The organism is Pedobacter sp. V48 (assembly GCF_000523515.1).
Classification (GTDB): Bacteria; Bacteroidota; Bacteroidia; order Sphingobacteriales; family Sphingobacteriaceae; genus Pedobacter.
On record NZ_AWRU01000005.1, the window covers coordinates 41,336 to 67,056 of the forward strand.

General features: G+C 35.3%; 20 protein-coding genes and 1 pseudogene. 9 read left to right on the forward strand and 12 right to left on the reverse strand.

The window, feature by feature from the left end; genetic code table 11:
• Positions 1-350: 350 nt before the first annotated feature.
• Positions 351-668, reverse strand: a complete 318-nt coding sequence (locus N824_RS03615) for a hypothetical protein (protein WP_048903788.1) — start codon at positions 666-668, stop codon at positions 351-353.
• A 576-nt stretch (positions 669-1,244) separates the two neighbouring features.
• On the opposite strand from N824_RS03615, the gene N824_RS03620 reads away from it, so the two are divergent.
• A complete protein-coding gene (locus N824_RS03620; RefSeq protein ID WP_048903789.1) occupies positions 1,245-1,949 on the forward strand; it encodes a hypothetical protein in 705 nt (234 codons plus the stop codon).
• 99 nt (positions 1,950-2,048) lie between these two features.
• Here the strand turns inward: N824_RS03620 and N824_RS31135 are convergent, their stop codons facing one another.
• On the reverse strand, positions 2,049-2,216 hold the full coding sequence (locus N824_RS31135; protein WP_161662251.1) for a hypothetical protein: 168 nt from the start codon (positions 2,214-2,216) through the stop codon (positions 2,049-2,051).
• A 709-nt stretch (positions 2,217-2,925) separates the two neighbouring features.
• On the opposite strand from N824_RS31135, the gene N824_RS03625 reads away from it, so the two are divergent.
• Entirely contained in the window at positions 2,926-3,792 is an 867-nt protein-coding gene (locus tag N824_RS03625) for a beta-1,6-N-acetylglucosaminyltransferase (protein ID WP_084498175.1), read from the forward strand.
• A gap of 90 nt (positions 3,793-3,882) precedes the next feature.
• Here N824_RS03625 and N824_RS38200 read toward each other — a convergent pair whose 3' ends face one another.
• The 6 genes from N824_RS38200 to N824_RS03660 all read right to left on the reverse strand — a co-directional run bounded on the left by N824_RS38200 (position 3,883) and on the right by N824_RS03660 (position 12,183).
• Positions 3,883-4,251, reverse strand: a complete 369-nt coding sequence (locus N824_RS38200) for an alpha-1,2-fucosyltransferase (RefSeq protein WP_084498176.1) — start codon at positions 4,249-4,251, stop codon at positions 3,883-3,885.
• A gap of 43 nt (positions 4,252-4,294) precedes the next feature.
• A complete protein-coding gene (locus N824_RS03630; protein WP_152541975.1) occupies positions 4,295-4,552 on the reverse strand; it encodes a hypothetical protein in 258 nt (85 codons plus the stop codon).
• A 175-nt stretch (positions 4,553-4,727) separates the two neighbouring features.
• Positions 4,728-5,825: a hypothetical protein gene (locus N824_RS03635; RefSeq protein WP_048903792.1), complete on the reverse strand. Its 1,098-nt coding sequence runs from the start codon at positions 5,823-5,825 to the stop codon at positions 4,728-4,730.
• 773 nt (positions 5,826-6,598) lie between these two features.
• Complete coding sequence (locus N824_RS03640; RefSeq protein WP_048903793.1) at positions 6,599-7,249, reverse strand: glycosyltransferase family 32 protein; 651 nt, start codon at positions 7,247-7,249, stop codon at positions 6,599-6,601.
• 2,923 nt (positions 7,250-10,172) lie between these two features.
• The gene (locus tag N824_RS03655) at positions 10,173-11,369 is read right to left on the reverse strand and encodes an erythromycin esterase family protein (RefSeq protein WP_161662252.1); all 1,197 of its coding nucleotides are present in this window, start codon (positions 11,367-11,369) and stop codon (positions 10,173-10,175) included.
• Positions 11,370-11,619: 250 nt separating this feature from the next.
• The gene (locus N824_RS03660) at positions 11,620-12,183 is read right to left on the reverse strand and encodes a hypothetical protein (protein WP_048903797.1); all 564 of its coding nucleotides are present in this window, start codon (positions 12,181-12,183) and stop codon (positions 11,620-11,622) included.
• Between the two features lie 123 nt (positions 12,184-12,306).
• Here N824_RS03660 and N824_RS03665 point away from each other — a divergent pair, with 123 nt between their 5' ends.
• The 3 genes from N824_RS03665 (at position 12,307) to N824_RS03675 (ending at position 17,423) form a co-directional block, all read left to right on the forward strand.
• A complete protein-coding gene (locus N824_RS03665; protein ID WP_048903798.1) occupies positions 12,307-14,613 on the forward strand; it encodes a peptidase domain-containing ABC transporter in 2,307 nt (768 codons plus the stop codon).
• Entirely contained in the window at positions 14,600-15,946 is a 1,347-nt protein-coding gene (locus N824_RS03670) for an HlyD family efflux transporter periplasmic adaptor subunit (RefSeq protein WP_048903799.1), read from the forward strand. Before N824_RS03665 ends, N824_RS03670 begins: the two co-directional genes overlap by 14 nt.
• Before the next feature lie 613 nt (positions 15,947-16,559).
• The gene (locus N824_RS03675; RefSeq protein ID WP_048903800.1) at positions 16,560-17,423 is read left to right on the forward strand and encodes an alpha-1,2-fucosyltransferase; all 864 of its coding nucleotides are present in this window, start codon (positions 16,560-16,562) and stop codon (positions 17,421-17,423) included.
• Between the two features lie 26 nt (positions 17,424-17,449).
• Here N824_RS03675 and N824_RS31140 read toward each other — a convergent pair whose 3' ends face one another.
• The 3 genes from N824_RS31140 to N824_RS38205 form a co-directional block, all read right to left on the reverse strand.
• Positions 17,450-17,689 carry a hypothetical protein gene (locus N824_RS31140; protein WP_048903801.1) on the reverse strand — a complete coding sequence of 80 codons (240 nt, stop codon included), beginning with the start codon at positions 17,687-17,689 and terminating at the stop codon, positions 17,450-17,452.
• A 187-nt stretch (positions 17,690-17,876) separates the two neighbouring features.
• Positions 17,877-18,038 carry a hypothetical protein gene (locus N824_RS31145; protein WP_161662253.1) on the reverse strand — a complete coding sequence of 54 codons (162 nt, stop codon included), beginning with the start codon at positions 18,036-18,038 and terminating at the stop codon, positions 17,877-17,879.
• Positions 18,039-18,043: 5 nt separating this feature from the next.
• A complete protein-coding gene (locus tag N824_RS38205) occupies positions 18,044-18,286 on the reverse strand; it encodes a DUF6577 family protein (RefSeq protein ID WP_048903802.1) in 243 nt (80 codons plus the stop codon).
• A 70-nt stretch (positions 18,287-18,356) separates the two neighbouring features.
• Here N824_RS38205 and N824_RS03690 point away from each other — a divergent pair, with 70 nt between their 5' ends.
• Positions 18,357-20,252, forward strand: coding sequence for a PQQ-binding-like beta-propeller repeat protein (locus N824_RS03690; protein ID WP_052334048.1), 1,896 nt, complete (start codon positions 18,357-18,359; stop codon positions 20,250-20,252).
• 637 nt (positions 20,253-20,889) lie between these two features.
• Here N824_RS03690 and N824_RS03695 read toward each other — a convergent pair.
• Positions 20,890-22,092, reverse strand: coding sequence for a TlpA disulfide reductase family protein (locus N824_RS03695; protein ID WP_048903803.1), 1,203 nt, complete (start codon positions 22,090-22,092; stop codon positions 20,890-20,892).
• Positions 22,093-22,222: 130 nt separating this feature from the next.
• Between N824_RS03695 and N824_RS03700 the strand changes: the two genes are divergently transcribed.
• From N824_RS03700 to N824_RS03715, 3 genes and pseudogenes are all read left to right on the forward strand, one after another.
• Complete coding sequence (locus N824_RS03700) at positions 22,223-23,365, forward strand: carboxypeptidase-like regulatory domain-containing protein (protein WP_161662254.1); 1,143 nt, start codon at positions 22,223-22,225, stop codon at positions 23,363-23,365.
• 526 nt (positions 23,366-23,891) lie between these two features.
• On the forward strand, positions 23,892-24,479 hold the full coding sequence (locus tag N824_RS03705) for an RNA polymerase sigma factor (protein ID WP_048903805.1): 588 nt from the start codon (positions 23,892-23,894) through the stop codon (positions 24,477-24,479).
• Positions 24,480-24,915: 436 nt separating this feature from the next.
• A pseudogene (locus N824_RS03715) lies at positions 24,916-25,692 on the forward strand (FecR family protein).
• Positions 25,693-25,721: the final 29 nt, after the last annotated feature.

Here is a 25,721-nt window from a genome sequence, read left to right on the forward strand (position 1 = left end):
TCATTTTTCTGAGCTAATGAATAATGTTGTGATCACTTTTAACGATAGAACGGCAAATTTTAAGTATTTAGCTATCCCCTCTATACCGGGATTTTTGAAGGAAATAGAGTGAGTAAGATCTTAAAATCATTAGGACCAAAATGGGGGAAGAACCGGTCTGCAGAGAAAGGAGGCGTTAGTTTAAATGCGGAATGAGCAGCTATTTTAGATGAAATACCCACTATTAAAGGTTTTCACAGAATGATCTTCATAAATTGAAGTTTCTGGTGAATTTGAGTCTTAGCTTTTAAACAGACACGTTGAAATAATCTCTGGCTGACTAGGTTTAATTTACATCGACAATGTTTATATTAATCGCTTACTCTTTCCAATTTTTTATACTTATAAACTTGCATTTGGCCACTGGCTTTAAAGATGCTGTCTTGTTGTTTATCCTTGTGGTATTCGGTCAAAACAACAAAGTCTGAGGTTATAAAGATCGCGTATTGGTTTTCTGCTACCTCTCCATCTCTGGAATAAAATTGAGCTGGTAATTCCTTTTGAACTTGTGCTCTATATAAGTCTCTTTTCCACTTGTAAAGTGTAATGTTATCATTACTGTATTTTTTGTCTTTCTTACATCCTAATGTCACAATTAGTATTAATGCAATCGTAAAGTTCCTAGACATGTCGTTTCTTTTCTTAAAATAAATAAAAAAAAAGGACTTCGCCAAACTTGCTATCGTTATTTAGAACTAATTGATTGGTTGAGTAAGTAATGCTAATCGCCTTATTAAACTAGTGATTTATTGTTGAAACTGATTGATAATCATATATATATGTGTTTTTTGTGGAAGGGGACGTGCGCCATAACAAAGAACAATCGTATATGCAACTAATTTGATATATAGTAAGTGGCTTAGATAGCAAATCAGGTACTTTATAAAGCCCTGCAAACATGACGTCCGATCATTTGGGCTCTGGTTAAGTATTAGCAAGATTATCAACATGGATATTATTTCATTTTTAATATTGTTTTTTTAACTATTTTAGAATTGGCGGGCTTATATATTGTACGGTAATTTTGAGTTATTCTCCAGGCCTTTCAATTCGACAGCGGATTTTGCAATTCAATCGACCACTCCCAGCAGTCGTTGAAGGTACTAATGGCGAATATGAACAAATCGTGAAAAATCAATGCCGTTGATGACACACTGTGGCTGGAAAATGATACCTTAAGAAAAGATTGGATTTAAATTATAATTATGAACAACTATTTTACCGCTATTGTTTTAAGCTATAAGCGGCCGCAGAATATCCAAAGGATATGTGAAACGATATTAAGCGTCAGTCAAGTATGTAAGCTGATTTTGTCGAATAACAACCCCGAAGTTGATCTGAAATCATATGTGAAAATTGATGACAATAGGTTTGTGCTTATTAATCAGGAAAGGGATTCTGGTTGTATTAAACGGTATGAACTGGCTTATGTAGAACACTCAGAATATTATTTCTGCATTGATGACGATTTGTTTCTCAGTAAGACCCAGATCCAGTATCTGATGGTGAATTTAATAAATGACCCTTTTAGGCCGCATGGCTTTTGGGGGCAAAGCTTGCTCAAGTTAAATGATAAAATTAGTTTTGGAGAAAGTGTTGTTAATTGCGACCAAGAGGTCGATATTTTAAATCGTGCTTATTTTTTTACTAGAAAACATGTTGTAGAGTTATTTAGATTGTTATCACTCAGTCAAATTGATATAGAAGATGCTGGACTGTGTGATGATATCTTTTTGAGTTCTTCAGGTGTCAAAAAGCCGTCAATGCACTTTATCGGAAAATTTGAAGATTGTCCCACCTCTAATGAATTTGGTATTGCTTCCTGGAAGGGCTTTGAATTTGAAAAAAAGAGACAGAAAGTATTGGAAAGGATTTTAAATATTAAAGAAAAAACTCATACCGATTTTTGAAAAACTGAGATTTATTTGTTGCTATTTTGAAGCTGAATTTCATTGCAACGATATGACTAGTGTTCCGCCAATTTGCTTTATACACCAGGGCTCATTATTTTAGTCCTTAACAATGACCTGTAGAGGAAAGGGGGATATCACAAGAAAAGGGATTTGCAGTGTTTTCCAATAGGTGCTTTCCAGCACAGCTTTTGAGTTTGCTACAGCATTATTGGTCTCTTTTGTTTTCTTTGCAATTACATCAAATTCTTTGATTCTGCGTGGCATTTTACATATTCATTGCGTCCATTTTTCTGCAATCTCTGCAACTCAGTTGGTGTCTAACCTGAACGAACGTTCCTTTCCACAGCAGTTTTTTTATCTGGAGTCTAGACAAAGACCATGTATTACATAAACAGCGCATTAAAAACAAAATCTTGCAGTCGTGCATGCCAGAGCTACCCTCCGAGTACGCATTCTATTTGCACTAAGATTAATAGGATTGCAAATGAAAACCCCTGTCTAATTTGATTCAACTTGACCAATATTGGGCAACAGGAAATCCCTTATTCAAAATTTTTCTTTCAGATCCTGGGGTAATATCGCTTCGAGTGAAGGAAGATAGTTGTGAACGACACTCGAAAAATATTCTGAGAGGCTCATCAAGAAACCATACATATCAACTAAAAGGATAGAATTTCTAAAAATGTAAGTAGTTCTTTTTCAGTATGTATACTTTGTCTTAACGGTTGGTAGACCACAATAGATATTTGTTTATGACGCAAAGAAATGAGTTTTATGGACTCCTTTTTATCCTACCGAGGATTGGAGCTCGTCAGTTTGTACTTATGTCATCAATAAAATGATAGTAAATAAAGTCAAATGTTTTAATTTTAGTCTTAGGTATAGAACTGTTTTACTAAATTATGTTAAATTTTTTCTAGCTATGCTGTTAATAAACCTACGAAGAACACAACCACAGATCTAAAAACGTCTTATGAAAATTGCATGTTTAATTATGGCTCATAAAGAGTTTGATTTACTTATTGATATCACAAATAAACTTTACCATCCCGATATTGATATTTTTATTCATATTGATATTAAAGCCAAAGTTGACATCCCTGATTTGTTATTTAGGTTAAATGAGGAAAAGGTAACCATTTTGAGTGACAGGCTCGATGTAGTATGGGGTGGTTACTCCATACTTAAAACACAATTGTTGCTTTTATCGATGGCCTCAGAAAAAAACAATTACGACTATTACTGCTGTATAAGCGGACAGGATTTTCCGTTAATAACCCCAACGGATTTTTTGGACTTCTTTATAAGAAATCGGGGAAAGGAATTTTTAGAGTATTTTGCTTTGCCATCTCCACAGCATTGGGGTGGAAATGGCGGACTGCATAGGTTTCAATATTTTTGGCCAGTTGACGAAATGGGGTTTCATCAGAGCGTGAAATTTTATGAGAAGCAGTTAAGAGAGAGCCTTAAAAGAACAATGCCCGAGGAATTAACTCCTTATGGCGGTTCAAATTGGATTTCTATAACTGGATCATGTGTAAGGTATATATTTGACAAATTAATGCTCAATCCAAGCCTTCTCCTGTTTTTTAGTATGGTTGCCCATCCCGAAGAAATTTTCTTTCAGACACTAATCTTAAATTCTCATTTTAAGGATAATGTTATAAACGATAATAAGCGATATATTGATTGGTCTGGCACCCCGAGCCCAAGGATTTTAAATACCCAAAGCGATATCGATAACATTGAAACTTCGAATGCACATTTTGCTAGGAAATTTGAGAGGGACAGTTGCGAGACCGTGTTAGATTACTTAAATAAAAAACTTTTGCCGTTCTAATTACAAGGGTGTTTCTGTGAATTTATCACATTATTTCAGCGAAAGTGGTTCTTCCCCACTCATATCTTTGAAATCAATTTCTTACTGATTTCAAAGATATGAGTGGGGAAGAACTTTTGCTAAAAATTGATGGAAGTATTTTTTCCATTTACAAGTGTTTAAACACCATGGAATATCGTCGGAAAAGATAAAGAATTTTGGATCATATATTCGTGATCTGATTGTGTCTATCGCGTTGTTTATATACTCAATACTAACAACTCCATGATAATCAGGTTTCTCAAAAAAATCTCCCCGTCGGACATTAATCATTATAGAAGTGCAATTGCGAATTTTTTCATACATATATCTCCATTTTCCTGTCAGTTTATTTCTGAAGGTAAAATCAGTATAAAGAATTGGAATTATTGTGCTGAAATATTTAGGGGATTGCCAATAACCAGAAACTGAAATGTTGATTTTTGGTTGTTTCTGTCACTAAAATATGCTTTCAACTTCTGCATCAAATGTTCATCGAACTGGAAAAACCGTCTTCAATCTTCAATAATGGTAAGCCCGAAGTTTCTATCAATTCAGCAGCTTGTTCTTCAGTTACTAATTTCGCACCTGACAAATCAAAGATGTCTAGATTATAATTGTGGTTGCCAATATTTCTATGATAAAGTTCTAGATTTAAATAAACTTCCATTTGAGTATAAGTGGATAGAAATTTTCCAAATGAATATTGAAACAAGCCTTCCCTTAAACTTACTATAACCATATATTAATTTGGTTAGCGTTAATTAAGGATTTTACTTTTGTGTGTTGCGATTAAGATAGTTTAATTATATGTGAATGTTCAAGAATTATGAGAATAATTTTATGTACATAAAAAAATCTATTCCGATTAAAAGAATTGATTTTTATGAAAATTAAAGAGATTTATGATTTTAATATTACCTCCGATTGTTCGACAAATAGGACAGCATAAGTTCATGACTATAGAATTTTGCGGATCTAACTTTTTTCAAGATTTTTAGACAGGTACGCTCAAATCCAGGAAAGGCATCATTGAACTCATACTGTAATGTATCGCCATGTAAATCAATTGCTTGCATAACATCTATCCCCCCCTTTAACTCACAAAATTTTGGCTCGATAGAGGAAGAGAATTTTTTTACAATTTTCCAAACTAGCTCATGTTCAAGTGTTATGTCCCATTTTAAAAGATTACGATGCATGAAGAGAATTTTTCCTTCACAATCATGCTGAACCATTGTGTTTCCAAAAAACGAATTATCGTGTACAACACCGCAACTACCAACATCGAAAGGGACCATATAATAAGGAGTTTTCAGTGCCATCCAAGCGAATCTGAATGTATCTTTATCACCGTATAGAAATCTATAATAATCAGCACCCTTCATATTAAAATAAATGCAAAGTTGTAATTGGTCCCAAGATCGTAGTTTATCAACTATAAGTTGCCCGCTTTCTTGTTCTGGACAGTCTTTAAAATCAACATCCAAAATCTTCCAGATTGGATTGTGTTCCGGCGTTTGCCAAAAATCTGGCCAGAATATGCACCCATGTTTCTTGTATTCCTCATTTTCAAAAAGATATGCCGGGTCTCTTAAACACACATTGTCTGCGTCTAAATACAAGACTTCTCTAAAATTGCTGAACATTATCGCTAGTGCTTTCATTAGAAACCCACCTGGAGTAACCTCGATGAATTGCTCAGTATTCAAACATTTCGCCCCTAGTTTCTCAAATTCATTGCACATATTTTTTGATAATTCGTCACCGTGAAACCAAATCTCTATTGGAAGTGTGCATTCGAATGTTCTAAGGATCGAAACCAATATATATGCCGATGTAAAATACTTTAAACCTCCAGCAGTGATGACTATACCTCGACCATGACCTACTTGTTGGCCCTTATAATGCTTTCTTTCTGTGACAAATCGTTGCCAGTCTGAACGAAGAGCCTGAATCTGATTTTCAATTAGAGCATCGTATTGAAAAAAACTGTTTACTTTACCGTCGATCATTTAATACTAATGCTTTAATTGGAAGATAATATAATCTATAACAAATTAGTGATTTTTTTAAATTTATAAAACGGCTAATCGAAGTGCACCTTTTTTAGGGTATGTAAGCAAATCACTGAATTAGCAGAAAACGAAAAATGCCGTATCTTTTTGTTTGAAACAAAATCGAAGGAGACCAATAAATGACCTAATTGGCAAATATGAACCTATTATTCGCTAGAATTATGCTCAGTTGTAAACTCTCTTGGAATATTCGAATAATATGCGAGGCAATTTTGGAGCTTCCACAAGCTATCAAGTTGATATTATCGTATAGCAATTCACAATTTGAATAAATGGATATGTAAACATCTATGATGACAATCATGTATTCCTGAACCAAAAAATATCTGTTGGTTGCAGTGGTAGGTTTCAAATTGCGTCTCGGGAAGAATGGGGATGTTATTTATGCGTTGACGATGATCGGCTTTGCGTAGCGACTAAATTTGAGATCGAAAAGGAAGACGGCGAATCAAATGATAATATTCTTATTGTTTTTCTGCTACAAAAAAACTGATAATTCATAAATTGGGAGCAATCAAAAATAGTCCTATTTCAGATGAGCCCAAAATAGCTTCTTGGAGGCAAACTATTTTGATGTAAAACGCAAACGAGTGTTATTAAAGCTATTGAAGATCAAATATTCTGATGATATAGAAATCCAGTGAGTCGAAACGTCTACTAAAGTTTTAGATAAATATTCTTTTTTGTACCATACAAAAAAGTCGACAAAACTAATGCCTAATCCAGGAGTGAACCCAATAATGAATCAGTGGTTGTGTAACCGGGTCGCTCGAGGGATTTCTAATTTCATTGTAATCATATGCGAAAACTTCTTTCAATGGCACTGAAGCCATTTTTGTTTCCGGATGTGCTATGAGACTATCACGCATTCTGAAAGGACCAGAGTATTGCGGTGAAAACATCTGGTCGCGCTCACCACTGTTAAATAGCCTAACTATGTCATGTGTGAGGTTCAATAAAAATGGATCATTAACTATCGAGCAGAAATATTCAGAGGCTATTGAACCGTTTGTAGAATCGACGATCATGTACCCTCTATTATGTGTTTTACCTAGGCGTAAAAATTTAAGAGGATCTAACAGCTCAATATCCCAATCAACATAGTATCCTCCATATGTATAGATAATGAGATACCTGGCAATATCAGCCGCTTCCGCATAGTTTCGTGATTTAATAAACGCCTCATAAGCAAAAGGATGGTAAGTTAAAAGGAATTCAATGATATCACTGTCGGTCCAAAGTTTTCTTTCGAAACCATCCAACTGGTTGTCGTTCCAGGAATTTAGACACCTTTCTATCAGAGAGTTAGTTTTTTGACCTACGATCTGATGGATAATTTTTGGAATTTCTAGAGTTCGCACGTCTTGATTTTGTTTAATACGTTTATCATAAAGCTTTTATACCTTTCGCCTACCATTCTTAAATTAAATTAACGCAGCATCACTTAGTCAATCTGGTCTGGCTTTTATGCAAAGAAATGAAATAATTGGAAGTGATTTTATTTCTCTGCATAGSTNAANGATYKKWWRARMKTCKKGTARKGARRRARWSNAKATYTYSKTKGTGTAACATAAAAAACAATTTCATATGATTTAACCTTACAGATGAGTAGAGAAACATTTCCTGAACAATTCCAGCATGGTCATTATGAAACTTTGTAACATCCGAAAAACCAAAGTCTTTTTGAACAGAAATAAAAGGCACCAATAACATTTTATTTGTCGACAGTTGCGAAAGTTTTATATCACCAATAACACTCTCATCAAAGGGGGCCTCCAAAATTTTTTGAAAGAATTTTTTGAAAACGATTAAAAATTGCGCTGAGAGGAAGTGGTTGGCCCAAAATACATTTTCATTAATTGGTACTGCTAAATCAAATTGACCTGTACCTCCGGAAATGTAATCACATCCAAGGGCATGTGCTAAGTAGATATTTTTGAGGAAATCTTCTCTTAAATAACTTGGAGTAAATTCATGGTCATCCTCACAGATTATTATAACATCATCATCGTTTTCGATAGCCATACGTACAACTTTTAATACACTAAGCCAATGCCCATAAGCCCCTATAGGATGTTTACATGCCTCAACCAATTTAACATTAAATTCAGCTTTATCCTTAAACTGACCTAAAATATGATGTCGTCTTTGTTCTCGTTCAGAAAGGTTTATTATGTAAGTTGGGATTGTAGCCTCGGTGTCAACATCTAAATTGTCCAAAATTGATTTTATGTTAAAGTTAGAATTATAGAAGTCTCTAATGTTACTAGCAATCTTTGCTTGAATGGCACTTTGAAGAAAAAGTTTTTGTACTCTTTCGGTACCGTTATTTACTTCAGTTGCGTCCGAATATCCAAACTCTTTTTGTACTGAAATTATTGGATGAATAAAATAAATGCTATCGGACAAGCTCGAAATCTTTGCGTCGGCAGTATCTTCAAATCCAAATTCCGCATCTAATAATGTTTGAAAGAACTTTTTGAAAATTATAATAAATTGTGTGCCAGAAAATTTTTTGACTGAAAATAGACTATCTGATATTTGAACAGCATCCTCAAACCAGCTTGCACCACCAATGAGAACATCGACCAAGTTTTTCTGAGCTTGGGTTATTATATCTTGAATATCCTCTTGCCTATAATTTGCGGTGAATAAATGGTCATCTTCGCAAATCAATACATATTCATCTTCACAACTGACTAAATCCTGAATTATGTGCCGTATGGTATGCCACAACCCTATATTGCCAAATCTATGAGTACGGGCCTCAACCACATTTACTTGAAATTCTTTTCTTTCAGCAAATTCGTTAAGGATGTGCGTTAGCCTATCTTCACGGGCTTTTAAGTTTATTATGTAGGTTGGAATTTTCATTATGATTATTAATTATCTTTTCTTTAAGCTGAATTAACTTTGCATGTTTAAGTTGGTTGTTGTATATCATAACACAATAAAGCGAAAGATCCTTTAAGTGTCATTTCATACAATAGTTTATTCTTGACTACCAATTCTGAGAACGGGATATTGATTTTCATTTAGAGTATTTACTATATCAATATGAAAGGTCAATATCTGATACATCTAATAATAGCATCAACCCATCCACCGAAGGGTTTTCCTTGGATGCAATAATTTTAGTTTGCATCCCTTGAAGAAGGTCAATGACTGGCGGTAAGTAGTTTTGTAATTGAATTTTATTCGTTTCAATATCAAAATAATACTTCTGTGGATTTAAATGTCTATTACTTTCGGACGCCCTAAAAGTCACCACCTCGGTTGTATTATCTCCTGCATTAATTACAGTAAGATTGRCYWWNTWCNTMKSAAATCAGTAACAATTACGCGATAATTTTCTTTTAAATTCTCACTCAAGAGTTTTCCTATGGACTGAATTTTAGTATTGTTAGTTACAAAAGGGCTCTCCAGGTACGATCTGGCCACCTCGGTATTTAGCGCATAAAAAATAGCCTTTTTATCTAGTCTACTCAGAATTTGATTTGCGATGTATTTGGTCCTCCGCTCAATAACATCATATGGGATTTTTTGGTGGGGTGAGTTGAAAGTTACTACATAACTGTTGTGAATAAGGTCGTTATCGCAGCTAATGATCAATTTTTTGACACTAAGTGGCACTTTAGAATGTTTCATTGATTCAATCCACTTTTTAATCTCAACATAGGCTGATGAGTCTGAGATACTCTGATCACTCCACCTCAAGCTAAGTTTTTTAGCTTCGGTTGAGTCAATGGGATATATATAAGTTGACAAAAAATATGATGGTGGAATTATTGTCTGAGTACCTGCGCCGAAAATATTAACCATATCATTGGGATGGTTAGTGTTATAAGCTTTAAGCCAACCAATTAATGCCTTGAATTCGTGGTTTCGAAATTGGCGGTCTGCGGGAAATATGCTTTTGATCGTTGAGTCTAACTGACTAGTGTTAAAGGCAGAGGAAGAAGTTATAAATGCATTGAGCGGTCGAACAGTCCAATCATCTATTTTTAAAATGATATTCCGGAAACTCTTTTTACTTATTAAGTAGGCTGCTAGGTAGGTGTTTACTTTTTTTGGCTCTTTTGCAAATATCCCAATGTCTCCAAGACCAATTAATTTAACGTCCGACATCTTGTTATTAGCAAAAGTATTGTCAAATATAGGTATCGCTTGATCAATCGGTTTTGAAATGATTTCTTGTAGCTTTTGAGCGCAAATTACTTTCCCAAATGCAATAAATAATAGTATAAAAAAAATAGGTTTGATTGTCATTAGCTTACGGTTAAATTAATGTGAACTTAAATTCACGTCCGAGAATATAATTAATGCATTAATTATGTTTTTTTCTGCAGGAAATACAAATTGATGTCCATAGTTGTCAATTGCATTTATATTGGCTTTTATACCCAAATCTTTCAATTTTTGGATGGAAAATATACCCTGAGAAATATTATAATTTTCAAAAAGCTTTCTTGCTGCAGATGATGGATCTGCAGTAAATGATTTAATGGAATAACTAAATTTGCCTTTGCTCATGGAGTTGCTATCCAGTATATGAACAGTAGCTAATTTTGGAAAATCTGTAGCGATAACAAAATACGATTTTTTATAGCGTTCCCTTAAAAAATTCCCCATGTTTTTGAATCCAGCGGCAACCACATGTGCATTATGTGCCCATATTATTGACTTTACATTTTGGCTAAGAAATTGCACATTTTGATACAATACACTGTCGCGAAATAGATTCGCACTGATCTTAGTTGATATATTGTTATTAGAATTTTTACGGTCATACTTAATACTGTTATCTGCAGTTCGCAAATAAAACGATAGCCAATTAAACTCTCGATTATCAAGCTTCGCTTTAAGGTTTGGCTGATTTAAATTAAACCAGTCATTGAGAACTTCAATCTGTTCAATGAACGAATTTTCAGTAGCTAGCTTATAGATAAGTGATTGAGTTTCTTGCAGATTATACGGGGTGATATATCTATATAAAATAAAATTAACAAAACGCTGATCAATACCAATGTCAAAACCAAAAACCTCCACAGGATTGTGTTTATTCTGAATATTATATTGTTTTAGCCAAGAAAATAACTTTAGATAAATAGTGGATGATGGTTCATTTAGATCAAGGTCTTTGACCCATTTAGATATGAAGGAAGTGTCCAATACCTCGGGTGAGTTTAGGTAGTTTCTCATTTTTGAAATAATGTAATCTGGACCTTCAATTAAAAGACTGCGATATTCTTTTTTCACAACTAAATATTTAACCATCTGGGCTTTGAAAGCGATAGGTGTATATCCGCCATGACTTACCTCACCTAAGGCCACTAATTTGACAGAATCAACAATTTCACTCCCAAAATGCATATTTAAATATCTGAACACGTCAGGTGATGTCATTGCTGCGGAATTAAAATCAGGAAATTCCTCATTTGCACTTTGACCGGAAGCACTATTACAAGGAACTATCAACACTAGAAAAAATACCGATTTGATAAAGTTGCAAAAGAATTTTCCTATTTCCTGGAGCGATTTTGACTTCATATTTATATTTGGAATGTCAACTAATTCAAATTACCCTATTACGCACTTATAAATAAGATATAAACAGACGAAAGTTTCCTAAAAGATAAAAGAGAAGGCTTGTAATGAACCGAAGTATGTAGTCCACAGCTTCAGTTCATTGATCTTTATGTCCACAAGGTTTAATTCTTCTCTTCGAATATTAGAAGGGAATTTTTAGTCCCCAGCCGGTCTTGCCTGTTGTAGTATTCAATGAAAATTCGAACTTAACGCCACCTGAACCGGTGCTGAACTCCGCTTTTGATGTAACTTGCCCCGAACCGTTAATGGTAGATAGAAATTTCACCGTCATGCCCTTATAAGTTCCTAGTAGCGGAGCTGCACTATAGTTACTTCCATTTATCGATGCCGATCCAAATTTAAATCCATCTTGAGTGCTTCCTGAGCCTGTTGGAACCCAATTTATAACTGGAGTCGATCCCCCTGATCCTGTTATTCCAAATGGGTTGATTGAGGGGCCGCTACCGCTTCCTGTTGAAAAATCACCAATATCAGCGGTGCCGGAATAATCACCGCTGCCGGTAGCATTAAATAGTCCACCAGAAAGCATGTCACCAACGTTTTTCAGGAAGCCTTCGTTAGTATCCCAACCATAGTTTGCTCCGCCATAGGTACCTCCTAAAATAGATTTTAGATCTTCGATAGACATAAGGATAGGAAATTCGCTTTCCAGTCTGTGAAAGGGTAATTTGAGTTTTTTTTCCATAACTTAAAGTTTGTTTTGATTAATGGATTGATTATTAGTTTAATACATATTTAAAAAAATAAATTAAGATTTCAAAATTTTTTTTTAGCTTAACAAAATATCTTAGATCGAAGAATCAAAACTATGGTGAATAAATTTCCTTGCGATAGACAGATGGATTTAATGGATTGTGGACCAGCATGTCTGAAAATGATTGCAAAATACTATGGAAAATATTATAGTCTGCAATATATGCGTGATCAATGCGGTATAACTAAGGAAGGAGTTTCTTTTCTCGATCTCAGTCATGCCTCAGAAAATATTGGGATGAAGAGTCTAGCATTGAAGTGCACAGTCGATGACCTAATTTTCAAAATTCCCTTGCCAGTTATCGTACACTGGGATAACAGTCATTTTATCGTAGTATATAATACAAACATAAAGAAGGGGTCTATTCATGTCTCCGATCCGGCTAAAGGTTTAATTCATTACACTAAAAGTGAATTTACTCAAAGATGGGTCAAAAGATCCGATGTAGATAAAGGTGTTCTAATGGCAATCGAACCACAGGCGGAATTTTATCAAAGAAAGGGAGAGGAACAAGTACAGCGAAGAAAAACCTTTGAGAATTTCCTTGGATATTTCCGACCATATAGGAAGAACTTTGTTACACTCTTCGTAATAATGCTGATAGCCACAATCTTGCAAGCAATGCTCCCATTCATTGCCAAAGCAGTTATTGATGTTGGCATTCAAACAAACGATATTGATTTTATCATGATTGTTCTGATGGCCAACATCGCGATTTATATTTGTATACTTTTAAGTAATATGGCTCGAGATTGGATTTTACTCCATATAACTGCGCGTGTCAACATTGCACTAATTTCTGATTATCTCATGAAACTTATGTTGCTGCCAGTTACTTTTTTTGAAACTAAGTTGACTGGCGACATCTTGCAAAGAGCGCAAGATCATGAACGTATCAGAGCATTCATAATGAATAACTCAATAAGTATGATATTTTCATCAATTACTTTTGTTGTTTTTGGGATTATATTATTGTTTTACCATACCACAATTTTTTACATTTTTCTTTCTGGAAGTATATTATATATATTGTGGGTTATGGCTTTTTTAAAGTTGAGAAGGAAAATGGATTGGGAATATTTCGATTTAGTTTCGAAAAATCAAAGTTACTGGGTAGAAACAATCGGAGCAATCCAAGATATCAAAATAAATAACTATGAGAAGCCTAAGCGTTGGAAATGGGAAAGTATTCAAGCTAGAATATATGCCGTAAATGTACGATCCCTGAAAATCAATAACCTTCAAAACTCTGGAGCTCAATTTATTGATAGCATCAAGAATCTAGGTATTACGTTCTTTTGTGCAATCGCCGTTATTCGCGGTCAAATGAGCTTTGGTGTAATGATCTCCACTCAATTTATAATTGGAATGCTAAATGGACCTGTAATTCAGTTTATTCAGTTTATCGTCGCCTATCAATTTGCGAAAATTAGCTTTTTACGCTTAAATGAGATTCACGCACTTGAGGATGAACATGAAAATGTAGGCACTAATCCTATTAAATTGCCTGACTGCAAAGACCTAAATATACGAAATGTTTCATTTCAATATTCGCCCCATGCTGCACCAGTTTTGAATAATATCAATCTAACTATTCCTGAGAAAAAAGTTACAGCAATAGTTGGAGATAGCGGTAGCGGGAAGTCAACGTTGCTTAAACTAATTTTGAGACTATATAAACCTAGTTATGGTGAGATACTTATAGGAAGTATGAATGTGAATAATATTAGCTTAAAACAATGGAGAGACAAATGTGGAGCAGTTATGCAAGATGGTAGAATTTTCAACGATACTATACTTAATAATATTGTTCTTGATGATGAAAATTTAGACTATGAAAAGCTAAAAAAGGCTCTTGATACCGCAAATATATCAATTGAAATTGAACGGCTGCCTTTAGGATATCAAACAGTAATGGGAGAACAAGGACGTGGACTCAGTGGTGGTCAAAAGCAACGTATCCTCATAGCAAGAGCACTTTACAAAGATCCAGATTATCTCTTTTTTGACGAAGCTACAAATTCTCTAGATACGTTAAATGAACAGAAAATAGTTGCGGCCCTGGATGATATTTTTAAAGATAAAACTGTGATTGTGGTAGCTCACAGACTAAGCACAATTCGGAAAGCAGATCAAATCGTTGTAATGCAAGATGGATTCATTGTAGAGATTGGAAACCATGAGACATTAATGGAACAAAGGGGACGGTATTTTCAACTAATTAATTCACAACTTGAAATGCAGCCGAATATTGGGACTGAATCTTCAATTGAAATCGAGACTGATGATGCAAAAAGTAATCGAATTCTTCAAAAAATAGCTAACGCTTTTGAATCAGAGTTTAAAAATGGAAATAAATAAAATAGAGCAGTCAATCGAAGTCATAGACGTTGAAAGATTTCATAGACGAGAAAGTACTGAGGAAGTACAAGATATTATCGAGCGAATGCCAACAAAATTCGCCATGGTAATAGGCTTTATCCTAACTTTTATCTTTATCCTCCTGATTTTTTTTGGATGGTTTATTCGTTATCCTGACATCGTCAAGGGAAAGGTCACTATCAATTCACCACTTGCTCCAATAAAATTAGTAGCAAATAGTTCTGGCAAGGTGAAGCTCAATTCTTCTATGATAAGAAACGATGTCAAAAGTGGTGATGTTGTTGCTTATATTCAAAGTTCTACATCGTATGAAACTTTGTCAAAAATTAGCGAGATTCTTCAGAAGTATAGTCCAAATAATGATGATACTCGCATTTTGCTGCAGCTGCCTTCAAAAGTTTCACTAGGGGAACTGACGGGTATTTATTATAATTTTTATAGCAGTATTTATCAGTTAAGAAACTTTCAGTTAAACAAACTTTACGAGGAACAGATACTCAGCTTGCAAAACGTGAATTTGCGACTGCAGGATCAATTTAAAAATAGCTTGGAAAGAGTTGAAGTAAATACTAGCAGTTTAAAATTTACTGAAAAATTTCTCAAACGGGATTCGATCCTATTCGCGAAAAAAGTAGCTGCGGAAGTGGAACTTGACCGAGCGGAGATGGAGTACCTAAATAATAAAAATGTGCTAGCCGCCTCCCGTAGCGAATTAATAGAGGCGGGAAAACAAGCAGAACAAACTATCAGTAAAATCAAAGAGCTTCAAATACAAAAAGAGGAAAAAATGAAGGAGCTTAAAATTGCTGTGGTAACCACTTACAATCAACTAATTGAAAACATTGCTTCTTGGGAACAACGATATGTTATCAGATCACCTTTCGATGGTAAAATACAATTTCTAAAATTTTGGACAGACAACCAATTTGTTCAGATGCAGGAACCGATGTTTACTATAATACCTAAGACAAAAGAACCTTACGGTCAAGTGTCCTTAACTACTATCGGTGCCGGAAAGGTTAAGGAAGGGCAAGAAGTTATTGTTAAGCTTGACAATTATCCGTACAGCGAGTACGGATCTATCAAAGGTATAGTCACAAGCATGTCATTAACCACGAGCACAGAAAGAACACCCCAAGGAAATATTGAAGCATATTTGGTTACGGTAAAATTTCCGTTGGGCTTACGCACAAATTATGGTGAGATTATTCCGTTTAGACACGAGACACAGGGAGATGCTGAGATTATAACTAATGACCGAAGGTTAATTGAACGTATAATAGGCAAAATTAAGTATGCAATTAGGAAATAAATGCCTTCATTTAGATACACGTTGATTGTTATCTCCGAAGTTAAATTCATCTATACGGCAGTTTATACTTTCTTCCGTTGAGGGATAGCGGGGCGTACCTAGGATCACTTTTTGTGGTCAATCACGAACTTATCCTTTCCAACTTTCAAAAAAGATCTCGGGTTTTTCGATGGTCAATTTTTAGATACCCGCCAATATCCATGGACGACGGTGATCAAATTAACAAGTTACGAAGAACTGTGCCATAGTTACGCTTCTATATTTGAAATTTAAGAAATGTACTTAAGCTCAAATAAGAACAAATTTCTTATTACTCTTCGGGATTGGAAAGATGATTTACCTATTTAAGTTTTTTTTTCATAAAATCCTTACAGTGCACAGTAGTCCAGCTAACACGACTACCTCCAATATGATGAGATAAAAAATGGCCTCTAATTACAGATGGTGAGCTTTGGTGGAGTATTAATTTAAGTACTAATAATTTCTAATATCCATAGAGTTTTAAAAGAGCCTAAAATATTTAAACAAAATATCTTGTGCAACTATAAATTAAAATTATATTTTTGAGAAAAGCAGGCCACTGCTATAAAAACCTCATGAAATTTTTGATCGAATGGTAATTGTAAATTTAATTGGAGGAGTTGGAAACCAAATGTTTCAATACTGTTTTGGAAGATACCTGTCGGTTTTAACTAATCAAGAACTTTTTCTAAATATAAACATATACAGTGCTGGAAATAGTGATAGAAACTATGATCTTGATATATTCAGACTGACAAAATTCAAGGATGGTGACGCAGAAAAAGCACTTGAGTATTTAAAGCACTCAAATATCCCGGCTATTCATATAAATGAAAGGTTCTTTCATTATAATAAGGACTTGATTAAATCACTTCAATGCAAATTGATAGAAAGTTTTGGAAACCAGATTCCTCATTTAATAATTTCTGGTTATTGGCAATCTGAAAAATATTTTAGAAAAATAGAAGGTCTTATCAAAGAGGACTTTACTTTTTGTAATCCTCTTTATGGAAAATGGGAATTATTAAATAAACAGATAGTGCATTCAGAATCTGTAATGATAAATGTAAGGCGAGGGGATTATCTCCAAAAATTAGATTATCATGGAGTAGTGGACATAGATTATATTAATTCTGCAATTGAGCTAATGAATGAACGCGTTTCAAATCCTAAGTTTTTTATCTTTTCTGATGACATACTATGGTGTAAAAATAATATCCCTCAAATTGAAAATGTTATTTTTGTAGATGAACAGTATTATGATCCTAAATATCAATACTATTTGCAGCTAATGAAAAATTGCAAATATTTTATCATATCTAATAGTACTTTCGCATGGTGGTCAGCTTGGCTTGCGCCGTATAAAAACAAAATTGTAATAGCACCAAAAAAATGGTTTATCAGTAAGGATCTAAACACAAAAGATTTATTTCCTGAAAAATGGATAAATATATAAAGTTAAAATTTCATACTTTATTACAACTAAACGTTTAATATTTTCCTGATGTTTAACCATATCTGTTTAAAACTCGACTGATCTTCTGTAATAGTCTCGGCTACAGCTAATATTCCTGGTTTTATTTTAATTAAAGAATCTTGAGCAGTTCGGGTTAATATCACTCTAGAAACGAAAAAAGCTATCCTTGATAAGGATAAGGTGGCGAAGTAATTTTGTAAATCTTTTGAGGGAATATCAACGTTTATTGCATTCACTTTTTCCATTTTATATTTAGTGTCTTAATTCCAATTGATTTTTTTACTAGCTCATAATAATGCCTCCTTTAGGCCGTCAATTCTTGATAAGTCCCTTGTTCGATAACTTATCCTTTCTCAATAACGATAATATTATCTGCGTTTTTAACTGTACTCAGCCAATGAGCAACAATAGTGCGGTTATTAAAAGATTGATCTATTTTTCAACAGTTTCTTTCTCGTTATGTATATTTCGCTGAAATACCCACAGTAGGAGCAATGCCCTGATTACTTTTTCTACAAGAAGCGGATCAGCTTTTCTGTTTTTTGCCGATACTTGTTTTAGCCAGTCAGTCGTGAGGCTCTGTCTTGAAATCATGAAATTTATTGGTTAGTTTTTTGGTTGTTGAAATTTCCTTCATGAATATATCTATGCAAATCTGGTCTTCGGCCTTTTCGGGCTGAGTAGCGCAATAGTTTATTTTCGTTTACTACATATTTAAAATATGCATTGGTAAAAATTGACTGGCAATCGCTACCGGCAAGGAAATTAAATTCCATATCACAAAATACATCCGCTAATAGTTTTTCAATAGAAACTGTAAAAATATTGTTTATCTGATTCAATGGGCTTTCAACGCAAAATCAGTGTAATCCCATCGTAATTGGAAAAACACTCTATGGATCAACGCCCACTTTGAAATTATTTGCCCTTGATGCAGCAAGTGGCCGGCAAAAATGGTTGTTTGACCCAGCCTCGCTCGATACCGGAAAAAATGCTGATCCTAAAGCATATTATAAGGTGAACAGAGGCGTGGTCTACTGGCAGAGCGATCAAAAGAATGGTACACCGAGGATATTTTATAATGTAGGGGATAAGGTATTTGCTATTAATGCGACTGATGGACGCCCGGTAGTGAACTTTGTCAACAATGGTTATATAGATTTGACTCAAAAGCTAGGTGGTACCAATCACTCTTTTGTCGCAGCAACCACACCGAGTATTATTTATAAAGATTTGCTGATTATGGGGCTACGGGTATCAGAAGGTGAAGAAGCATCGGCGGCACCTATCCGGGCTTATGACGCGTTAACCGGTAAGTTACGCTGGACTTTTAATACTATTCCCCATCCGGGAGAAAAAGGGTATGAAACCTGGGAAGACAAGCAGGCCTGGGAAAAACTTGGAGGTGCTAACAATTGGGCTGGTATGTCCCTCGATGAGAAAACAGGTGTGGTTTATATCCCAACCGGCTCTGTTGGTGGCGATTTTTATGGGGCTAACCGAAAGGGGCAAAATTTGTATGCCAATTCGCTTATTGCACTTAATGCTGCAACAGGTAAATATATATGGCATTATCAGGTGGTGCATCATGATCTGTGGGACAGAGACCTTCCTGCAAACCCTAATTTGGTAACCCTTAATCAAAATGGCAAAGTGGTAGATGCTGTGGCACAGATAACCAAACACGGGTATATCTTTCTTTTCAATCGCACAACAGGTATTCCTATATTTCCAATAGTAGAAAAACCTGTACCCCAAACCGCATTACCTGGTGAATCCCCCTGGCCAACACAGCCCATTCCTACATTGCCGGAGCCATTTGCACGCCAGACATTTGGCCCCGGTGAGGTAACCAATCTGTCGCATCAAACACATAAGGAAATGATGGAACAGTATATGAAAGTAAAATATCGGGCAATGTTCTCACCACCTAGTAAAGAGGGTGGCTGGATTTTCCCGGGTTTTGATGGCGGTGGTGAATGGGGGGGTGCTGCCGTGGACCAAGAAACTAAAGTGATGTATATTAATGCAACAGAACTGCCTTGGATCCAATTGATGATTGATGTTCCTACGGAAAGTACCAACGATCTTTCTTTGCAAAGTACAGGCCATGCTTTATATAATCGTCATTGTATCAGTTGCCACGGCGAAAAACTGATGGGTAATGGATCAACTATACCGGGTTTGACAGATTTAAATAAAAGGTATACTGAAAATACTGTCCTAAAGGTTATTGAAAATGGCCGTAATATGATGCCCTCTTTTAAAGCGCTCCCAGAGGGAGAAAAAAAAGCGATACTTGCCTTCTTGCTTAAAATTCCTGAAAAGGAGGCCGTCGGGCCAAAAATAATAAACAAGGGAATCAGGACGGATAAAAATAAAAATCCACCCTATGCCATGGCTGGGTATACTCGTTTTCTGGATAAGGATGGCTACCCAGGCATCAAACCGCCCTGGGGTACACTTAATGCAGTGAATTTGCAAACAGGTCGGTTGCTATGGAAAGTACCTTTAGGTGAGTATCCTGAATTAACAAAAAGAGGTATTCCAGTAACTGGTACCGAAAATTATGGTGGGCCGCTGGTAACAAAAGGAGGATTGGTTTTCATTGCTGCAACTAAAGACGAAAAAATACGCGCCTTTAATAAAAAAACAGGTAAGCTTGTTTGGCAAGCAAATCTACCGGCGGCGGGCTATGCTACCCCTGCATGCTATCAAATTAACGGCAAGCAATATATTGTAATCGCTTGTGGTGGAGGTAAGATCGGTAGTAAATCAGACGATAAGTATGTAGCTTTCTCTCTATAAGCTTGGGCATTGCTGCTTCCCTCTGTATAAACTGTCATAAGTAGGTCCAGCGACATTTTTAATGTCTGAACTTCTCCCAACTAATTAAATAGCTTTCGTCAATGTAGGCGGAAGTTCTAGTTTTAATTGGCTGTTGAAGAACAAATATATTTTTTGGATTGACCTAAACGACACCAGGTACTGGTTTCGTTTACCATATACTTTGGGTGATTAAGGGTCTGATCCGGGTTTCGCTTTACAAACGACAAGTAAATTCAGGAAGGGCAATATTTTTCTTATTTTAATAATCAAATAGAGAAGAGTGTTTTTATGGATATGTCAGGTGTTTACTCAGTCGAAACTCAGCCACAGAATCTATCTAAAAAAAGAAGGAAAAATGTTGCCGGACGAAATTCCAGTATTCTTGTGTAGATTGTTCAATTGGTTGATATACAGTGATTTGTTGGGGTATTATTCATTCTTGAGTCAAAACTCAGCCACTGAATTTGTTAAGAAAAATGGAAGAAACTGAGCAACTTAGTATTCGCAGTTCAAAACTCCAAAACACACTAATTTGGTGATAAGTAAAACAGGACAAGACAACTAAATAAATATTCTGGGTATTTGAAAATAATTTACTGAAAAAGCTGGCTCCGGGTCAGTTTCTTAGCACAAATCGATATACTGGTAGCTTCTTTTTAATCATTGTCATTTTAATGCCGTATGGTTTGAGCGAGGTTATTAAGTTTTTGATGTTATCAATTTTTATAGTCAAGGACATTTTTCGATTCCAAATGCTATCTGGTTTCATTACAACTACTTTTTGAAACCTCTCCTCAATCGCTCTTGTTAATTTTGAGAAATCATCATAGTCAATTGCGGCATAGGTGTCCGAAGAGCTGGAACGACTCACACGAGCTGTTGAATCAGCAAGAAATCTCTTCAAAGTCTCCTTCTGTAGTACCTTCAATTGTATCACGTCTATCAAACTGTCAGATATACTATACTTTAAATTTAAGCTGTGTAGTATGGTGTCCATCACTTGTTCCTTTTTATTTTTTACCTGGCTTTTATAACAGTATGAAATACAAAAGTTGGATAAATTATCAGGCAATAGTATTTGATTTTCTGCAACATCCAAAAATATAGATAGACGTCGCACAAGTCTGTCTCCAACAACGAATTGATTGTATGGAAAATTTTTGATGCCTCCGTTAAGAAAATCTGCTCCAAACTTTTCAGGAATTATAGGCCCCATGCTGAAATATTCCTTAAGATCCTCGTCTTCATAATATCTGGCATACCGATCATATAATGTATTGTACATAGTCTTTGTTTCGTCAGGTAAGGATGATTTGGTTTTTTCGACAAGGCTTTCGGTCTCTCCTTCAATGATCTTATCAATCGTTTCGTTGGTAAGGTTTGCAGAGTGCCCAGTCCACCGGATTATATTTTTATCGTCAATTACCACACAAAAAGGAATAGAACTAACCATGAAATTTTCGCCCGTCTGTCGCGTGGTATCAGTAACAACTGCTGCCGAGAACGGAATTCTTTTTAATAACCAGTTCATTTTATCAACTTTTTCATCTGTTACAGCCAGAAATATAAGATTAGATTTTGATTTGTTCTTATTTACCAGATTATTCATATGCGGCATCGATTCAAGACAGGGAGCACACCAGGTAGCCCAAAAATCCATAATAACAAATTTGCCTTTTAAATCATTAGACTTAGGAACATTCTTTATCCAGTTGGTAATAAATATTTCTGGAGCTTGCTCGCCTACTTTTAGTTGGGCAGGAGAAACAAAAGGTGCGAGAAGGCACACGAATACTAAAAAAGAATATTTTTTAGGCATAATCAGAGAGATAGCGTAATTAACAATTTCTAAACTTTTACAAGTATAATATTTATAAAATTAAAATGTATATTGATGATGATTAAGCTCTTAGGTAATGCTATTTCTACATTTTTCTCCAAAAATATTTTTGATAACACTGTTTATCTCTTTAAACTGGGTCTTGGTTTTTGGTCAGCAATCTATCATGCAAATAACAGGAATGGTAATTGATGCTCATAGTAAACAGCCACTTGCCGGGGCGACGATATATCTTGACCATACGACAAAAGCTACGATTAGTTCTGATACTGGAAACTTTGTGCTAAAGAATATTCCATCAGGAAATTATAAGTTAATTATATCCTATATCGGCTATAATTCGGCATTCGTTGACTTGAGCGAAAAAGATACACCCAATTTAATTGTTGAGCTTACTCCAAGTGTGAAGTTACTTGATGAAGTGGCTATTACAGCAAATCCAAATTGGCAGGAATATTTTCTGCTTTTTAAAATGTTTTTTTTAGGAAAAGAGGGACAGTACTGCACGATCAAAAATTCAAAAACATTATCTTTTGATCATAATGATACTTCCTATGTTTTAACTGCACAAGCAGCCAAACCCCTAATTATTGAAAATCAGGCGTTGGGGTATAGGGTATATTATGAGTTAAATTCTTTTGTTCACTATGCCGGCCGGACCTCGTATTCTGGTTATACCCGTTTTGAGGAAATGACTGCTGCAAATAGCAAAGAACAAAAGAAATGGAAATCCAACAGAGAGAAAGCATATTTCGGTTCTTCAATACATTTTATGCGCTCGCTGGTAAATAAAACATCAAAAGAAGAGGGCTTTGTGATGAAAAAATTGGTCAAAACTAATTTACGGAAATCAGAGGAAAACGAATTTAAATCAACTGATACGATTGTCACTATGCAATGGAATGGAAAGGATTATTTAGCTAAAGATACAACTGTTCTTTCAGGAGCAGGTAGTTTAATAGGCGGAAGAAAAAAGGGATATGATCGGCTTTATCCTGAAGAGTTATCTTACGATAGCGTTGTGACGACTAATCTCAACGGCAACTACAAACTTTCTTTCAACAATTCCTTATTTGTTACTTACAAAAAGAAAAAAAATGTAACAGCTATTCTAACGATGTTGTCTCCAGAAACTTTGGTGGACATTCACGGAAATCTGACAAATCCTCAGGCCGTATTACATGAGGGTTATTGGGCTACCCTGCGTATTGCGGATCAATTGCCATTTGATTATGTGCCGGACAAGGACTGACATGTGTATTAAATTTAAACGGTGTAGTATAAGTATCCATCACTTGTTCCTTTGTTTTTTAGCTGGCTTTTATAACAGTATGAAATACAAGAGCTGGATAAATTATCAGGCAATAGTATTTGATTTTCTGCAACTAACTGGGGATTATTCTATATGTGGCCACCTCTTTCGCGGAACGTGGCCTCATATAGAATAATCCCCACAGGTAAACAGATGTGAATTTTTGATCGTTAGGAGTAAATAATATGGTGGAAGCACTTTCTTATGCTGTTAATAATAAGATTAGTTAATTTATTATTCAGGGGCAATCCATTGTAAAGGTTTGAAATAATCCAGAAGTAATATTAAAAAATACTGACCCTAAGGTTATTGCGATTTTACCCTTGATAGTTTAGAATATTTTTTATAATCTTGAGGTGAGAGCGTTAATTTAGGAGGCGGCGACTGTCCATTAACTTAGGCAGCGCCGCTTTCTTTTTTCATTAAAGGAGCTCTAAAAGATCATTGTTGAAAGAAAACCTTATAAATGAATGATTGTAGAACACTTTCAGACGCTGAGCTTGTAGACCTCCTGAAGGCAGGGGATCATCATTCATTTACTGAGATTTATAAACGGTATAATAGCTTGCTTTACATCTATGCCTATAAAAAGCTTCAGGACAACGAAAGTGCCAAAGATATTATCCAGGAGATATATGTCCATTTATGGAATTCCAGGAGTAATTTAAATATTCAGACTACACTTTCTGGCTACCTTTACAAGGCTGTTTTAAACCGTGTGCTGAATGTTTTTCGGCATGTGGCCATCACACAGGAATACATCTCATCATTCAAAGAAGTTACAGACAATGTAGCTGCTCAGACGGACTATCGCATTAGGGAAAAAGATCTTAAATCATTAATTGAAAAAGAGATCAACAACCTGCCAGAAAAAATGCGCGAAATATTTCAATTGAGACGCCAGGAATATTTAAGTAACAAAGAAATAGCAGATCGCTTAAATATCTCAGAACATACAGTAGCTACTCAAATCAAAAGGGCATTAAAAACACTTCGGGGAAAACTTGGACTGTTCCTTTTTATATATGCTTTTTTAGCAGGGATGTTGAAATAAATATTTTTTTTCTCTTCGTGTACCCGATTCCTAATTCAGAGGTGTCTTTGTTTTGATTATCTTAAAAAACGCATAGGGTAGATTATGAATGATGAACAAGTAAAGGACTTATTGGAGAGATTTCAGGCCGGGGCATGCTCCGATCGGGAACTTGAAAAAGTGCGTTACTGGCTGTACAAATTCCGTGAGGATGAGCAGTCCGGTTTGTCACAGATTGATCTGGAAACTATCGATGATCAGATGTGGCAACTTATTCTTAAAGCTACTCAGCCAGAAACGGCCAGAATGATAAGCTGGCCATTACGGGTTGCAGTTTCAGCAGCATCGATCATCATCCTGGGTGTTTTTATTTATTTCTTCACTAAAGACTCTTCGAATAAAACATATGCAAATGACATTGATCCGGGAAAGAATACCGCCGTACTCATTTTGAGCGATGGTAAAAAGAKCWAWKWKYKRAAKNGCRWAAAATGGTTTGCTGGCCCTACAATCTACCACTCAAATTATAAAAACCGAAGAAGGAGAAATTATTTATACCTCTCGACATGAGCTGCCCCCGTTACAGAACGGGGGCAAAAGCTCATATTCTGGAATCTCAAATACCATTCGAACGCCACGTGGCGGACAATATAAGCTCTCGTTGCCGGACGGCACGAAAGTATGGCTAAACGCCGCTTCATCTCTAACATATCCGATTTCTTTTCGTTGGCTTAAAGAGCGTAGAATAGAGCTGAACGGCGAGGCCTACTTTGAAGTTGCTAAAGATAAATTACATCCATTTTTAGTACAAAGTAAAACACAAACTGTAAAAGTACTTGGAACACGGTTTAATATCAGCACCTATTCTGATGACGAGTTTACAAATACAACGTTGCTTGAAGGTAGTGTGCTGGTTAACCAAGTTACACTTAAACCCGGACAACAGGCTGTGAATTCAGGAACGGCGATCAAAGTGAAGGTTGTGGACCCCAATGATGTTATTGCCTGGAAAGAAGGAGCATTTTCTTTTAGAAACGAACCTCTTCAAAATATCATGAAGAAAATATCAAGATGGTACAACGTGGATGTTGTTTATCAAAATAAAGAAGCCGGCAAACAGATTTTTGGCGGTACCATATCCAAATATGGAAAAATCTCACAGATACTTCACATCCTGGAGTTAACTGGTGATGTAAAATTCAGGGTAGAAGGAAAAACAATCACCGTGTTATAGAAAATTTAGTTTCCTGACAAGAGATTCAT